Source organism: Enterococcus sp. AZ091, assembly GCF_051714805.1.
Classification (GTDB): domain Bacteria; phylum Bacillota; class Bacilli; order Lactobacillales; family Enterococcaceae; genus Enterococcus_D; species Enterococcus_D gallinarum.
Genome location: NZ_JBIOSO010000001.1, coordinates 1,023,557 through 1,038,709, shown reverse-complemented (window position 1 = coordinate 1,038,709; position 15,153 = coordinate 1,023,557). Strand labels below are relative to the sequence as shown.

Here is a 15,153-nt window from a genome sequence, read left to right as displayed (position 1 = left end):
TATGTATTTTTATTTCCGTGCGCAAAAAAAGCACCAAACAGTCCTCTGTTTGGTGCTTCATTTTCAATTATTTGGAAAAGAACGTCCATCAATAAATGTTGTATAGATATGCTCGTCCTCTACTTGCTCTCCTTGAATCGATTTGACGATTTTCTCTGAAGCAATCATTCCCCAACGATGCTTCGAGTAAGAAATTGTCGACAACCGCGGCTGTATAAACGCCCCTAATTCTGTATTGTCAAAACCAATGATGCGGATATCTTCTCCGATTTTTAAGTCTGTTTTACGTACATACTTATAAACCCCGATGGCCATTTCATCGTTTAAGGCAAAGATATCGATTGGTCTTAGCGGATTTTTTGCTAAAATTTCTTCTGCTCCCCGATACCCTGAGGGTTCAGTAAAATCACCAGCTATTACATCATAGGAAATGCCAAATCGGGTAAGCTCTTTGATACTGGCTTCTAACCGTTCTTGACTATCATAACTTTTTTCAGGACCAGCAAGTAAAAAGACATGTTGGCTGCCACCTGAAATCAATTTATCAATAGCCAGTGCCGCACCGCCTTTATTATCCAAAAGGACTTGATGGATATTTTCATGATCGAGGATCCGATCTAGTACAACGATTTGATGTCCCCGCTGAGCATACCGCTCAATTTCCTCTGAAGGAAAAGTCCAATCTAAAATGATGGCTCCATCGATCATACGCTCTGGTATAAACAAATGGGATTTTTTGCCGCTGCAAACAATCATTTCGTAACCAAAAGTCTCGAGACTTTTTTTAATCCCGTCTAGCAACTCTCCATAGAAACTCCCCGCGTAGTCTGCGAGGTACACGCCAATGATGTTCGTTTGTCTGCGCTTCAGTGTACGAGCAGCCATGTTCGGAACATAATTCAAGTCACGAGCAATCGCTTGGATACGGGCGCGCGTCTCCTCCGTCACTTTAGGGCTGCCGTTCAAAGCATAGGATACAGTGGAAATAGACACACCGGCTTTTTTAGCAATATCTTTGATCCCTACCATGGCTCCTCCTTTCTATCGATAAATATCGATATGATTTATTTCCTTATTGAACAACGGCAGCACTGCTGATTTGTCTAAACAAAAGGCCCCTTTTCGATAGCTGTTTTCTGCTAGTGTATAGTCTACCGGTTGGCCATTGATCAATACCTGTTCTTTTGACGCTTCGTGAAAATGGATCTTAACCGGTTGATCAAAGACCCGGTAGGTCATCGTTAAGTCAGATAACTCAGTTGGCAAGACAGGATCAAGGAACAAATCATCTGCCATTTCGCGAATGCCCAAGACATTGCTGATCAATTGATTCAAATAGATACCTGGTCCGCTGGAGTACACGCGCCAACCGCCTTTTACACCGACGCTTCCATCTCTAAGTTTACCAAAATTCTCTTGGGCTTCAAGCCTTGTTTTGAAATCGCCGTCAGAGCTGCTGAAATAGACATTGGCTTGTCGCAGTTCTGCATTTGGCACGCGTTCTTGCAACTGAATAGGATTGATGACCCCTAAAGCATGCCAAGTTTCTTCTTTTTGTCCCAATTTGGCCATTGCTTCAGTAAAACGGATGTGGGCATGAACATATTGCAACCCGATTTCCCGACCAAAGTTCGCTGCTTGCTCTGCACGTTTGAAATTCGTACTGACCCCACCATGATAAGCCGCTGGACGATTCATCAAGCGAACGCCATCTGGATGTTGCAAGTGTTCTTTGATGATGCCTAAATGGTGCTCGGCTTCGTCCGGAGAAAGTAATTCACCGATCATGCTTTGCTGCATCGGCAACAATCGGTACTGAATCCCTGTCTTTTTGTCTTCTGGATGGATCATCAATTCCACATGTTCAGGGTCTTCCATATAAACAAATCCTGGGATGGTTCCTGAGGACAAAATGTATTTATCAAAATCTGTACGAATGCCGCTGACGATGGTTTGTAAATGATCTGCATAATTTGGATCATAGTCTTTCAGCTGTGCCGCTAGTTTCTTCATCACTTCATAAGTTAATGCAACTGTCCAACTGCTGGCCATCTGCTTTTTCAATTTGCTATTGTTTGGCTGCAGGGTATCATCCCAGTCCCCATCCCCATAACATGAAAGATACGTACCTTCCAAGAAATTCGCTTCGATATATGCAATCTCTTTCTGTAAATGATCATAAAGAGAAGCAGTTTGACTTGTCTTTAAGAACGTTTCGCGATCTGTATAAGGTATTTGCGTTTCTAAAATCGCGAAGTCCTTCGTTTTTTCCAAGTAATCGCTGACGACTTTCATTGGCCACACGATCACATCTCCATGACTTTCGTCGGCTTTTTGTTTTTCGTAGCGGTCAAACATAAACCATTGCGGCCAATTGCCATCGTCGGCAAATTGATTGGCAAAGAGGTGTTTGATGATCGACGCAACGATTTCTGGACGATTGACTGCTAAGAAAAATTCTGTTGGTCCTTGTGAGACATCTCTGGTCCCCCAAGCAGCACCGCCATACTGTTCCAAACCATGAGGAGACAAATAATGGACCAGCATGTTGTGCGTGTACCACCGAGAGAGCAAATTAAGAGTTTGGACTTCTGCTTGGTCATGGGTCAATTCAAATTGATTCAGCAGTGAATCAATGAACGTCACATATTTTGCTTCTTCTTGCTGCTTAGAAGACGCTTGTTCTCGGTAAGGATCTCCGGTCAACGTTCCTTGAATCTTAAGGGTAACTTCTGACTGATCCGCAAATGTCAGAACAGTTAGTGCGCCATCACTGTTTTCTTGTAAGAACAAAGAATCATCTGTCACATCAAAAGGCTGATCCGCCTGCAGATAATAAGTTAATTCTGGATACGCTTCTTTTACTGGTGACGTAGTCCCGCTTGTGATCACTACTTGCTGATCTTTTTTCACAACCGCTGTCGGTGCTTCTTCATCTGGTCCCATCAAAAACTGGTTGCTGATGGCCCATGAATAAGCCTTTTTGCTATGGATCGTTGTCCGGATCTCACGGCTGTCAAGCAGTGTATACGTCGTGACCGTGATCAAATCATCTGCTGTTTTGTAATACCACGTTGCAGAGTTCAGCCCCATCTCGAACGCAGATGGCATTGTCAATAAGCGCCACGTATCCTGTTCTTTCAAGTAGACGCGCTGTCCTGATCGTTTCATGACATTCAACGCATTACGGCTGTTACTCAATAATTTATTCATTGACGTATTCCCTAGAACGATCTGCGAATTGAAGATACCATACATATAAACCGTCGTACTAAGCAACGGCTGATCTACCACTAGATCACTGCCACTCAGCAATATATGCCCATGAGCCCGTTCCATGGCACTTTCTTTTTCCTTCAACACAACGTGACGATAGTTTTCGGTAAAAAATGAATAAATTTGGCCATCGATTCGTTCCATTGCTTCCTGTTTTGGAAATAGCGCGGAAATATCTGCTTCTGACAAGGTCTCACCAGTCAATGTTGCTCCTAGTTGTTTTGCCGGAAGTAGCTGTGTCGTCAATGACTCAAAAGTCAATTTTTGAAACTGTTCCTTCAGAGAAGGGCGGTCGAATTGCGGACCGGATACTGCTTGTGGCTGATCTGCCTTGACAGCACTATAAAAAATGACTTCTGTTGTTTCGTCAGATAGCTGATAAGACTCGGACTGCAAAGCAATGTAGGCAAATTCATATTGATACACTTCATTCGCTAATGTTTCTTGCGCTAAGGCTTGCGGCAAATTAGTCACCTTGTATGTTCTGCCAAAAAATTGATACCCATCTGTTGAATAACTCCGCAAGGGTTGGAAACTTCCTTGTTCGACTAATGGAAATTTGCCGGATTGCGGTTGATTTTGACGAGAAGAGACGACGATCGTTCCGTTATCCTGAGTCACGTGGTGATCCAGGTATTGAGAAACATACGCTTCATTGGACTGAACTGCTCCTTTTAGTGCATTGCCTATATCTTGACCATAAATGATATCTGCTTTTCCAGAACCCGATAACTGGATTCGCCAAAACCAGCAATCTTCTGCCAGTTGCAAGTCCACTTGATAATGAACGTCCAAAAACTCTCCTGACCAAGACAACTGCTGTTGGGAATACCCAAACTTACTGGCTGAATTAGAACCGACCATCGGTGTCCAACGAATCCCTTCTGATGTATAGACTCGCAGATACAATTGATTCAAACTGCCGTCTAACGGATTGCCATTTAGTTGATTGATCATCATGCCATTGCTATCTATTTCATACAGATCCCCGGTTTTCAAAAACCTCAGGCGTGTCTGATTCTTTTCAAGAGTAATATATTGTGTCATATAAACCTTCCTATCCTTATCTTACGAATTTGAATGTAGCCATCTGCAGATCACGACTGTTGCTGCCGACCATGGCTTGGAATGTGCCAGCATCACTGGATGTTTCCTGATTGCTGTGGACGTAACGCAACATATCTTCCGTAATTGAAAAAGTTACTTCTTTGGTTTCCCCTGGTTCTAACCATACTTTTTGGAATCCTTTTAATTCTTTGATTGGTCGGACAACTTCACCAACGAGGTCTCGCAGATATAACTGGACGGTTTCTTCACCAGCAAAGTCGCTATTATTCTTGATCTGAAGGGATACTGTCAGTGTCTCTTCAGCAGACAGTTGTGATTTATCTAAACTTAACTCACTATACTGAGCCTCGTGATAGCTCAAACCGAAACCAAAAGGATATTTTGCATAGTTGGAGACATCCAAATATTTCGAGACATATTTTTCATCAGGTGCACTTTCATAAGGACGACCGGTAGTTTCAGTATTGTAATAAACAGGTACTTGACCGACTGTTTCTGGGAAAGACATACTCAAACGGCCGCTTGGATTGTATTGTCCCCATAAAAGATTTGCTAATGCGTGACCACCTTCTGTTCCAGGGAACCATGCTTCAACGATGGCTTTTGCTTCATCAATGCCTTGAAGATCTAATGGACGACCATTATACAAGGTCACAACGAGTTGCTTATTGACTGCCTGCAATTGTTTGAATAATGCTAACTGCGCTTCAGGCAAGCGAATATCACTGCGGCTCGCTGCTTCTCCGCTCATCCAGTCTTGTTCACCTAGTGCGAGAACCACTTTATCTGCTTGTTTAGCTAATGTAACAGCTTCATTGATCGCTGCTTCTGTTGGCGCAAAATAATCGAATGGTTCTTTTCCGTAAAGAATGTTCTCTGAAACTGCTTTGCTCCCTTCGATCAATGAAACGGCTTCTTCTTGTTTCCCTTGCCATGACCATGCACCTAAAATATCTTTAGAGTGAGCCGCTGGTCCAATGATCGCGACCGTCTCCGTTGATTTAAATGGTAAGATGTTCTCATTCTTCAATAAAACCATTGATTTTTGAGCGATTTCTCTCGCGGCTGTTCGATGTTCTTGCGAAAGTACGACCCTAGCTTCAGCAGCTTCATCTGCCCCACGATGAGGATTTTCAAAAAGACCAAGATCATTTTTAAGGGTCAAGATCCGCAATACCGCTTCATCCAATAACTCTTCCGCAACAGCGCCTTCTTCGATCAATTCTTTCAAATAATCGTTGTAGCAAGTCGTCATCATTTCAATATCGACGCCTGCTTTGATCGCTAATTCTGCCGCCTGTTTTTCATCCTCTGCTGCGCCATGGGCAATGATTTCTTTGACCGCACCCCAGTCAGAGATCACTACGCCATCAAAACCAAATTCTTTTCGCAACACATCACGGAACAACCAGCGATTCGCTGTAGCCGGAATCCCATCTACCGTATTAAAGGAAGTCATCACCAATTTTGCCCCAGCTGCTAGTGCGGCTTGGTAGCCTGGTAAGTAACTTTCCCGCAATTGACGCTCAGACATATTGACTGTGTTGTAATCACGACCGCCAATTGCTGCGCCATACGCCGCAAAATGCTTCACACAAGCGGCGACCCGTTCAAAATCATTGGTCAAATCTTCTCCTTGGTAGCCTTTCACGAAAGCCTCCGCAAGTCGACTGTTCAAGTAGGGATCTTCTCCGGTAGATTCCATCACTCGTCCCCAACGAGGGTCCCGGACTAAGTCCACCATTGGCGAGAACGTCACATGGAGCCCAGACACAGCGGCTTCTCTAGCTGAAATTTCGGCCATTTGTTCCGCAGCATTCAGATCCCACGAACTACCTAGAGCCAATGGAATCGGGAAGATTGTTCGAAACCCATGGATAATATCTGCCATTAGAATCGTCGGGATCTGCAGGCGATTGTTTTTGATGTATTCTTGTTGTACTCGGATCGCTTCTTTGGCACCGGAAACGCCTAGCGTTGTTCCAGCGTTGTTGATGGTTTCTTGGGTCAGTCCCAGATCACTCATCGGTCCGGTTTTTTCTTCCGCTTTGTCTGAATAAAACGCAGCAGCCAGTTGCAATAATTGATCGATTTTTTCATCGATAGTCATTTGTTCAAGTAAGTGCGTCAATTTTGTCTTTTCCATTTTTGTTCCACCTTTATCGTTCATCGAATCGGAGATCTGCTTCCAACGGGAAATGATCGGAAGGAAACCGTCCGTCACAAGAATCCGTCAAACACCCGGTTTTAATGATTCGAAATCCTTTAGTATAAATATAATCAATTTCTTCTAACTGGTTCCATGGGAGTTGATAGTCAAAATTTTGATAGGAACCTCTGGGACCGTAATGTCCTTTTTCATTTTGTTCTTTTGCGTTAACAAAAATCGTTTGCAGGGATTCATGGACGCGTTCAACTGCTTCTGCATTGAGATCCCCCATTAGTAAAACGGGTAAAGCGGCGATTTTATCCGCTAACCGTTCCAAGATGACTTTCATCCCTTCAAAACGGGCGATTTCTGAAATATTGTCCAGATGCGTGTCGATGACTAAAAAGTCATGTCCTTTTCTATCTCTTAGTACCGTCCACAAACACAGACGCAAGTATTCCGCTTCTGGATGAATACTTGGCACATCAGGTGTCAGAGATAACCAAAATGAGCCTGAATCTACTTTAGAAAACATCGTCTTCTTGTAATAGATCCCGATACCTTCTCCTGTTCCATCGCCGTCTCGTTCAGCAGTTACCGACTCGTAATCAGTCAATCTTGCTAAATCAGCGACTTGCGTCGGCCGGACTTCTTGTACGCACAAAATATCCCAATCATGATAATCGATCAATGCCAATACTTTGTCCGCACGATAAGACCATTGCCACTCTTTATCGTAATCCGTATCCACACGTAAATTGTAAGTTGCCACTTTCATTTCTTCATATCCTTTTTAACAATTTTTGGATCTGTTGCATTTCTTTTCGAATCTGTTTGGCTTCACCGCCGCCATGCCCTTTGTTTAAATACACAGTTAATTGTTTGGGGGTTGAGATTCGATGATAACTGACAAAAAAATCGGTCATTGGGCAGATAGGATCTTGGCTCCCTACTGAAGCAAAGACAGGGCCAGTGATTTTTGCTGCCAGATTTTTCAAATCATAGTAGGCCATTTGGTAATAGATGGTCTCCTTGCTATCTGGAAAGGTATCAATATATTCTTGCATCACATGATAGCTCCCAGTTCTGCTTTCGATGCGGTGAGAAATATTCGAGTGACTAGGAACATCTGCAAAAGTCGCAAAGATTGGCGTTTCAGCCAGCGCATTGACAATTAATGCAATCCCGCCGCCTTGTGACCCGCCTCTTAAAATCACTCGTTCAGAATCAATCTCCGGCAGCTCTGCTGCGACCTCTAGCAGGCGAAGACTATCTGCAATCATGCGTTTCATATAAAAATCTTCTTTTTTTAAAATTCCTCGACCAAACGGTGCCTCATGTTGCGTCGTTTCATAAGGATGTGTATCTTTCGTACGGCCGCCTTGCCCGCGATTATCGATCACCAAGCAGGCACAATCAATCAGTGCCCAGTGGGCAAACTGAAAGGGTTCCTGTAGGTGATTCATATAACCTAAATAATCGATGACGATTGGAAGTTGGCTCTTATTTTTCGGAACTAAAAGATAGCCGTAAATCGTTTCATTGTATAAACTTTGGAAATTGACCTGATAGACATCGATTCCTGTCAGCAATGCTGGTTGTTGCTTTCGTTCAAACGCTAATGGAATCTGTTTGATTTCTTGTTTGACTTGTCGCCAAAAACGGTCGATTTCCTCCTGAGATGGTTCATTTCTAATTGATTTCATTGACGTCACCCTCTTTTGCCCACACCTTATGAAAGAACAGTACTTGCAGATAAGCGAATCCTGAAATACCTAAACATACGAATAAGAAAGAATTGATCTTATTCAGCAATAGAAATACGAATACTGGAATCACTAGCAAGATGATCGCATTTGCGGTACTGCTCAACACCGCATAGGCAGTTTCGTGTGCGGTTTGTTTGACTGTGGAAGAAAACAAACAAAACAGTAGGACAAACACCGTCAAGAATAAACCAGCTAAACTGCTGAGTATCACTGCCAACACCCCAAGATAAGTGGTGATTCCCATCAATCCATAAATGATCGCCGCGGTGACAGCAACATACCCCACGATGATCCCTTCAAGTACGATTCCACGTTTGATATTTGCTAGAAAAGCTCGACTATACCGTTGCCAAACTGGAACATCTTTTTCTTGGTAAAGTTGATCGATGGTTTGATACAAGGCGATCAAGGCTGGTCCTGTCAGTACAATCGTGACCGCAGGAACAAGGAACAAAAAACTTAATAGGATCATATCCGCGGCAAAGGAAAAGACACGATAGTACCATCCTTCATAAGAGAAAATTTGTTTCATCTCCACTCACCTGCTCCCTTTCTAGTTTCAATCCTACTGATTTCTTGTTGTTTTCTTACTCATCTCTTGTTTATTATCCTTTTGCTAAAGTAGTAAAAAGATCCTTTTACATATACTTTTGTTGGTACTTTTCTACATCTGCTCGTCTACACTGCGCTTCGCCTACAGTTGCTTCTAGGCTGGCGCCAAGAAGTACTTGCATGCCTTGCTTTGCAAGCCAATCGCAGTGTTTCAAAGCACCGGGTAGGTACTTTTCTACATCTGCTCGTCTACACTGCGCTTCGCCTACAGTTGCTTCTAGGCTGGCGCCAAGAAGAACTTGCATGTCTTGCTCCGCAAGCCAATCGCAGTGTTTCAAAGCAAAAAGAGGAAAGGTCGTTGGGTCTCGCTTTCCTCTTTTCATCCTTTCTATAACTGATTATTTAAGTTTTTCGCGGTTTTCTGCCATTTTTTCAGATTTGACTTCTTTGATTGCATCCCAATTGTTGGAATCTAAGAAACTTTCAAAATCAGACAGTGTTGAATCAAACGTTTTTTCATCTTTTGAACGAATCAAGGAGATGACTGTGCTATTTAGTTTTGTTTTGATCGAATTATTGGAACGAGCTTCTGCAGTCCCAGCATCTGGATCTGTGTTCTCAATAACAAAGTGCGGATAAAGTTTTCCTTCGCCCCATTCTTGCATTTAGGTTAATGCGCTCTCTGTTTCTACTTTCAATGCATTGACACGGTCATTGTTGAAGTAGTTGAAGCGACTGATACCATATTTCTTGTTGTACCCTTCGTTATCTGTTTTCTCCATTTCTTTTACTTCAGGTAAGTAATCGATTTTGCCTTCGTCATTGTATTCATAAGTGACGCCTTCAACACCGAATTTCGTCAAGATTTGTCCTGGTTCATCGATCAAGTAAGTGAATAGTTGAGTGACTTTTGCTGGATCGACTGCATCTTTTGTGATGTAGTTGATCAACCAGCCTGAGATACCGGTTTGATTCAATGTTGGTTTCCGGCCTGATGTGCTGGCTGGTCCATCAATAGCAATATAGCGAGTATCAGAATTCTTCATAAATTCAGTAAAGTTGCCGCCTTGACCACTGGTTCCTGCAACAAGCATCGTTGCATATTTCCCTTGTTTCACTTTTTCATCATAGGTCGGACCGTCATCTGTAAAGCTGTCATCACTGATGTTGCCTTCACGATATACTTTGTTGAATGTTTTCAACCAATTGATATATTCTTCATCTAAGTTGCGGTCATAGTAATTACCAGATTCATCTTCTAATGGAACACCTAAGAAGTCTTGTAATTTATCTAAGAAAGGACCTGCTGTGTCACCGACAGTCGTGAAGCCCATTGGGGTTAGATCAGGATATTTCTCTTTGATTTGATCCATTACTTTGACAAAATTTTCTGGTTTAGAAAAGTCTGGTTTGCCAAGTGCTTCATAGACATCTTCACGAATGACGAAGTTATCATTTACCGGAATATTGCCGCTTTCATAATCGGCTGCTGTATTGGAATAGTTTGGATAGCCATATGTTTTGCCATCGTCTAATGCAAACCAATTGAAGGTATCTTCTGTTACGACATCCAATAGGTAAGGATCATATTTTTTCGCTAGATCATTCAATGAGTAAGCCCAGCTATCTGCTTTAGTGGCTGCTTGACTGGTTTTGTCCATCAATGTCACGATGTCTGGCATATCGCCACTTGAAATAAGTGCATTCAACTTCGAGTCGTCTCCGGAAATAAATTCGATATCGATATTTAAATCTTTCTTGATCTGTGCGGTGGTAACATCTTCCCCAAAAGGTAATGCCGTCCAGTCTGAGTTGATGTACCAAGTGATTTTAGTTGGTTCTTTTTTGGTATCAAGTTTCCATGCTGGTGTTTTCTCATCAAGCTCATAACGATCTTTGATCGAAAAATCTGAGCTGCTAGCGTCATCCGAGCTGCCGCCACATGCTGCTAAGCTAAGTAATGCTGCTGCTGCCAATAAACTGCCTAATACTTTTTTCATACTGATCCCTCTTTCTATTCTTTTACCGCACCGGCCATCATACCGCCGATGAAGTGTTTTTGAAGTAATGGATAGATAATCAAAATTGGTACAGTCGTGATAACGATAGTAGCCAATTGCACCCCGCGGGTCGTTGCCTGCACGACAAAGTCGGTACTACCGCTTTCGGTCATCGTGCTTAAGTTGGACTGCACAATGATTTCATAGATCTTCATTTGCAGCGGATAGAGATATTCTTTGGTGATGTACAATTTTGTGGTCATAAAGTCGTTCCATTGTCCGACACCATTGAATAATATGATGGTAGCTAATGCTGGTTTCGTTAATGGTAGGAAAATCTTGTAAAAAATTTGAAATTCGCTGGCCCCATCGATTTTCGCCGATTCTTCCAAAGAAGGAGGAATCTCACGGAAAAAGTTCATCAAGATAACGACGTCATAATAGCTGAATAACGCTGGAATGATATAGACCCAAAATGAATCTAGTAACCCTAACGATTTGATCAGCAAATAGGTTGGGATCATCCCCCCGCCGAAGTACATCGTAATGACTCCTAGCGTGGTGTAGATATTCCGGCCGATCAGCCGTGATTTACTGAGTCCGTATGCCACAACGGCACAAAACAGTGTATGTGTCACTGCCCCGATCAATGTTTTCAGTACAGAGATCAAAAATGCCCGTGGGATACTGTCATCGGAAAATACTTTCCGGTAATTCTCCCAAGTAAATCCCCGCGGCCATAAAACGAGACCGTTTTCAGCCAACCCTGAACTAGAAGATACCGATGAGACTAAGATATTCCAGATTGGAATAATGATCAGCAGCGAAAACAGAACGAGGATCACTGTGTTAAAGAAATAAAACCATTTGTTCTCTTGTGTTCTTCTTTTTATCACTTGGTCACCCCTCCTATAAGATAACTGAATTGCCATTGTTCAATTTGCGTGTCACACGATCGGTGATGACTAGAAGAATGACAGAAATGATTGCTATTCCCAAGCCAACCGCTGTTGCATATGAGAAATCGCCTTGTGTCAGACCCATTTTATAAACGAATGAGTTGATGACTTCCGATTTGTTTTGGTTTTGTGAATTCATCAAAACCAATGTCTGGTCTAAATTAGATCCTAAGATACCACTCACATTTAGGATCAGATTCAATGAAATGATCGGCGTCAAAAGTGGTAATGTGATTGTCCGAATCTGCGTCAACTTGGTGGCGCCATCGATTCTGGCCGCTTCATAAAAAGTTGGATCGATACGAGACATTCCTGCAAGATATAAAATCGTTCCCCATCCTACTTCTTTCCAAAGGTCAGATAAAACAGCGATCCACCAATATTTATCAGGATCCAACAAATGATTGACACCTTTATCCATCATTCCTAAAGACATCAGGACCTGGTTGATAAACCCATTGGTCGACAGCCATGAAATCATCATACCGCCTAGGACAATCCAAGAAAAAAAGTGAGGGATATACGAAACGGTTTGAATAAATTTCTTCAATTTTCCGTCCCGCATCTCAAAAATCATAATGGCGAGAATAATTGGAATCGCAAAGCCTAAGCCTAACTTCATCATACTGATTGCTAACGTATTCCCAACTGCTTCCCAGAAAAAACTGTCGTGTAAAATAATTCGGAAATTCTCTAACCCTACCCATGGTGCGGAGGAAATCGTATCAATGACCGTATAATTCTTAAAAGCAATAATGATTCCATAAATTGGAATATAATTAAATACGATCATGAATGCCACGCCTGGTAGTACCATCCAATGCAGTTGCCGCTGCCGGTATATCTCTTTCAGCTTACTCATACGCAAAAACCCTTTCTGTTATCGTCTCAACGCTCATCCTATCTTTTTCTTTTTAGTGAAACGTTTCTACGAGTTGATTATAAATCGCGCTAGAAAGAAATGCAAGCCTTTACATCATTAAAGTTTTATCATTTTTCATTATCTCATTTTTAATGACTTACATATCCTTTAAAGATATTTTTCACAAACAAAACCCTTTAATAACAGGGTTATCCGCTACACTAAATCACTTATTTTTGTTTTTCTACAGCTCTTGCAACCGTTTCTTGCGTTGTTTCTTTTCTCGAAGCAACTAATTTTAGAACACGAACGATAGAAAAACGTTTCACTAAACTATAAAAAAAAGAGCTTTACAGCTCTTCAAAATGATTTTCATAGCCAAAATGGGTATAAGCAAGTGTGGTAGCGATCCGTCCACGTGGTGTTCGTTTCAAAAAACCTCTCTGAATCAAGTAAGGCTCATACATATCTTCCACGGTCTCTGTTTCTTCGCCGATGTTTACAGATAATGTGCTGAGGCCCACAGGCCCTCCACCATACAACTCGATCATCGTTCGAATCAGCTTCTGATCCACATAATCTAAACCAGCATGATCGACTTGCAAAAGCAGCAAAGCTTTATCTGCGATTTGGCGGTCAATGATTCCATTCGCTTGCACTTGCGCGAAGTCTCGAACACGTTTCAGCAAGCGGTTAGCGATCCGTGGCGTTCCTCGAGATCGTCGACCAATCTCAAATGCCCCTTCTTCCACGATCTCCGTCTGAAAAATATCCGCTGAACGTAAGACGATTTCTTTTAAGTCTTGGTCTTCATAATATTCCATATGAGAAATGATCCCAAATCGATCCCGTAATGGTGCAGAAAGCATCCCTGCCCTAGTCGTAGCTCCTACTAGGGTGAATGGCGGCAACGGGAAATGGACCGGATGCGCAGTTGTTCCTTGGCCAACCATGATGTCCACGAAGAAATCTTCCATTGCAGAATAGAGCATTTCTTCGGCAACTCGCGGCAAACGATGGATCTCATCAATAAACAAGACATCCCCCGGCTGCAATTCATTCAAAATCGCAATCAAGTCTCCCGGCTTTTCGATAGCAGGTCCACTAGTCGTCTTGATGTTGACCGCCATTTCATTGGCGATGACCATCGCCATTGTCGTCTTTCCTAATCCAGGTGGTCCGTAAAGCAGCACATGATCCAATGCTTCTTCCCGATTTTTGGCTGCTTGAATGTAGATCGACAACTCTTCTTTTACTTTATTTTGACCGATATATTGCGCGAGAAACTGCGGACGCAATGATTTTTCGATCAATTCTTCTGTTTCATTCGTTTCCGGTGAAACAATCCGTTCATCCGTCACCTAACTCGCTCCTTATTTTTTCATCATCAATTTTAATGCTTCTCGTAAGTATTCATCTGTTGATTTAGTCGTATTAGGCGCTAAATATTTCTCAGCTTTCTTGATTTCTTTTTCACTATAGCCTAATGCTTTCAAAGCTGCCATCGCTTCGTCCAACGCGGTATTCGCCACAGTGACTGGTGCCGTTGGCACTTCACCGACTAATTCTGCGACTTTTCCTTTTAAGTCCAATATCATTTGCTGTGCTGTTTTTTTGCCAACACCTGGGAATTTGGTTAAATAAGTGACATCTCCGTTTTCGACAGCCGTGATCAATCCCGCATGGTCTTCATTCGCCATAATTGCCAATGCACTTTTAGGACCGATCCCAGAGACGCTGATCAGTTTTAAAAATAATTGCTTTCCTTCTAATGTAGAAAACCCGTATAAACTATGGGCATCTTCTCTAATTACTTGATGCAGATAAATCTTCACTTCTTGATTCAGCTTGCCGCTGAACGCATACGGATTGCCGAATGCCACTTGATAACCGATACCGTGCGTTTCAACAACGATATACGCCGGAAAGATATCCGTGACTTTTCCAATAATATATTCGTACATAACCGTTCCTTTCTATACATCTAGCTGTACATATGTTCCCTTTATTGTAGCATAGACTGAAAGACAAAAAAAGAAGCAAGCGAAGCTTGCTCCTTTACTCAACAAGAGAAGTATATTCTCCATATCCTTGCTCAACCATTTCTTCCAATGGGACGAATCGCAAGGCTGCGGAATTGATGCAGTAGCGCAACCCGCCTTTGTCTTGCGGGCCGTCTGAAAAAACATGTCCTAGATGGGAATCTGCTTCTTTACTGCGGACTTCGACACGGTGCATGCCATGAGAGAAATCTGCTTTCTCTTTGATTTCTTTGCGGTCGATGGGCTTCGAAAAAGAAGGCCAGCCACAACCAGCATCATACTTATCTGTCGAAGCGAATAGCGGTTCACCGCTGACGATATCCACATAGATCCCTTTTTCATAAAAATCATCATAAGTCCCTGTAAAAGGACGTTCGGTCGCATTTTCTTGTGTGACCGCATATTCGATCGGTGACAATTTCGCTTTCAAATCTTCTTTTGATTCTGACATTTTTCTCACCTGCTTTCTTCTCTTA

General features: G+C 42.4%; 12 protein-coding genes and 1 pseudogene. All 13 read right to left on the bottom strand.

Features of this window, described 5'->3' with window-relative positions; translation table 11 throughout:
• Positions 1-63: 63 nt before the first annotated feature.
• Positions 64-1,029: a LacI family DNA-binding transcriptional regulator gene (locus IGJ28_RS05365; protein WP_003128108.1), complete on the bottom strand. Its 966-nt coding sequence runs from the start codon at positions 1,027-1,029 to the stop codon at positions 64-66.
• A 12-nt stretch (positions 1,030-1,041) separates the two neighbouring features.
• A complete protein-coding gene (locus IGJ28_RS05360) occupies positions 1,042-4,323 on the bottom strand; it encodes a GH36-type glycosyl hydrolase domain-containing protein (RefSeq protein WP_252712237.1) in 3,282 nt (1,093 codons plus the stop codon).
• A 16-nt stretch (positions 4,324-4,339) separates the two neighbouring features.
• Positions 4,340-6,490: a glycoside hydrolase family 3 N-terminal domain-containing protein gene (locus IGJ28_RS05355; RefSeq protein WP_252712238.1), complete on the bottom strand. Its 2,151-nt coding sequence runs from the start codon at positions 6,488-6,490 to the stop codon at positions 4,340-4,342.
• Between the two features lie 13 nt (positions 6,491-6,503).
• Positions 6,504-7,271, bottom strand: coding sequence for an endonuclease/exonuclease/phosphatase family protein (locus IGJ28_RS05350; protein WP_003128105.1), 768 nt, complete (start codon positions 7,269-7,271; stop codon positions 6,504-6,506).
• A 4-nt stretch (positions 7,272-7,275) separates the two neighbouring features.
• Complete coding sequence (locus IGJ28_RS05345; protein ID WP_005470078.1) at positions 7,276-8,199, bottom strand: acetylxylan esterase; 924 nt, start codon at positions 8,197-8,199, stop codon at positions 7,276-7,278.
• Positions 8,186-8,794: a DUF624 domain-containing protein gene (locus IGJ28_RS05340; RefSeq protein WP_003128102.1), complete on the bottom strand. Its 609-nt coding sequence runs from the start codon at positions 8,792-8,794 to the stop codon at positions 8,186-8,188. Before IGJ28_RS05340 ends, IGJ28_RS05345 begins: the two co-directional genes overlap by 14 nt.
• Before the next feature lie 106 nt (positions 8,795-8,900).
• Complete coding sequence (locus IGJ28_RS05335) at positions 8,901-9,152, bottom strand: hypothetical protein (RefSeq protein ID WP_438845232.1); 252 nt, start codon at positions 9,150-9,152, stop codon at positions 8,901-8,903.
• Between the two features lie 60 nt (positions 9,153-9,212).
• Positions 9,213-10,814: pseudogene (locus IGJ28_RS05330) on the bottom strand (sugar ABC transporter substrate-binding protein).
• Positions 10,815-10,828: 14 nt separating this feature from the next.
• Positions 10,829-11,710 carry a carbohydrate ABC transporter permease gene (locus tag IGJ28_RS05325; RefSeq protein WP_021150594.1) on the bottom strand — a complete coding sequence of 294 codons (882 nt, stop codon included), beginning with the start codon at positions 11,708-11,710 and terminating at the stop codon, positions 10,829-10,831.
• 13 nt (positions 11,711-11,723) lie between these two features.
• Entirely contained in the window at positions 11,724-12,635 is a 912-nt protein-coding gene (locus IGJ28_RS05320) for an ABC transporter permease (RefSeq protein WP_005470074.1), read from the bottom strand.
• A 350-nt stretch (positions 12,636-12,985) separates the two neighbouring features.
• Entirely contained in the window at positions 12,986-13,996 is a 1,011-nt protein-coding gene (gene ruvB / locus IGJ28_RS05315) for a Holliday junction branch migration DNA helicase RuvB (RefSeq protein WP_438845231.1), read from the bottom strand.
• 12 nt (positions 13,997-14,008) lie between these two features.
• Positions 14,009-14,599 carry a Holliday junction branch migration protein RuvA gene (gene ruvA / locus IGJ28_RS05310; RefSeq protein ID WP_252712240.1) on the bottom strand — a complete coding sequence of 197 codons (591 nt, stop codon included), beginning with the start codon at positions 14,597-14,599 and terminating at the stop codon, positions 14,009-14,011.
• A 94-nt stretch (positions 14,600-14,693) separates the two neighbouring features.
• Positions 14,694-15,128, bottom strand: coding sequence for a peptide-methionine (R)-S-oxide reductase MsrB (msrB, locus tag IGJ28_RS05305; protein ID WP_060813252.1), 435 nt, complete (start codon positions 15,126-15,128; stop codon positions 14,694-14,696).
• Positions 15,129-15,153: the final 25 nt, after the last annotated feature.